General features: G+C 79.1%; 1 protein-coding gene and 1 pseudogene. One reads left to right on the plus strand and one right to left on the minus strand.

Annotated elements, in window-relative coordinates; genetic code table 11:
* Nucleotides 1-189 (minus strand): annotated as a pseudogene (locus tag HCN52_RS25025) (hypothetical protein); the annotation flags it as partial.
* Nucleotides 190-381: 192 nt separating this feature from the next.
* On the opposite strand from HCN52_RS25025, the gene HCN52_RS24605 reads away from it, so the two are divergent.
* Entirely contained in the window at nt 382-978 is a 597-nt protein-coding gene (locus tag HCN52_RS24605) for a maleylpyruvate isomerase N-terminal domain-containing protein (RefSeq protein ID WP_168090612.1), read from the plus strand.
* Nucleotides 979-1,027 lie beyond the last annotated feature (49 nt).

Genomic DNA, 1,027 nt, shown 5'->3' on the forward strand with positions numbered 1-1,027 from the left:
GGCGGCGAGGGCATCGGCGTGGCGGTGGGGGCGGCCGGGCAGCTTGGAGGTGACGACGATCTCCTCGCGCGGGACCGGCCAGGGCGCCGGCGGCGGTGGCGAGCACGGCGGCCGCGGTGACGGCGAGCGCGCCGCGAGGACGTCGGCGGCGGGCGGGGGAGCGGGGCTGGTCCCGGTGCATGCGATCACTCCGAATGTGGGTGGGAGCGCTCCCACCGGCGCCGCCGGAGGACGGCGGGGCGCCGCGGCCCGGGGGTGGCCGCAGCGGTCCGTGGCAAACGCTTGCTGGGTGCGGCGAGTGTCCATCCGCCGCGACCGGACGTCAACGCCCCGTGCGGCAGCCGTTGCGACGCCGACGGGACGCCCCTACCGTCGCCTGCCATGGAGCAGCTCGGCCACGAATGCCTCGCCCACGTCCTCGCCGACGCCCTCGCCGTGTCGGCGCGGGCGCTGCGGCCGCACGCCGACGAGGACTGGGACCGCCCCGCCGGGAGCCTGACGTGGAGCTGCCGGGAGACCGCGGCCCACCTGGCGCACGACCTCGCCGCCTACGCCGGCCAGGTGGCCGGACTGCCGGACGACCGGTACCTGGCGTTCGACCTCGTGGTCCCCACCGCCACCGGGCCCGCCGAGGTGCTGCGTGTGGTGGACGCCTGCGGCGCGCTGCTGCTCGCCGCCCTCGCCCGCTCCTCGCCGCAGGACCGGGCCTGGCACTGGGGACCGTGCGACCCGGCGGGGTTCGCCGCCATGGGGACCGCCGAGACCCTGCTCCACACCTGGGACATCACCCGCACGCTGGAGCCGGGGTGGGAGCCGCCCTCGGAGCTGAGCGCCGCGGTACTGCGCCGGCTGTTCCCCGAGGCCCCCACCGGCGCCGGCGATCCCACCGCGGTCCTGCTGTGGTGCACCGGGCGCGGTGAACTTCCCGGCCGTGCCCGCCGCACCTCCTGGGCCTGGCAGGCGGCGCGGCCGGAGTGACGGGCCGTCGGCGCCCGGCCGGCCCCGGGCGTCGCGCCGCCGCCGGCGC

The organism is Streptomyces bohaiensis (genome assembly GCF_012033785.1).
Classification (GTDB): Bacteria; Actinomycetota; Actinomycetes; order Streptomycetales; family Streptomycetaceae; genus Streptomyces; species Streptomyces bohaiensis.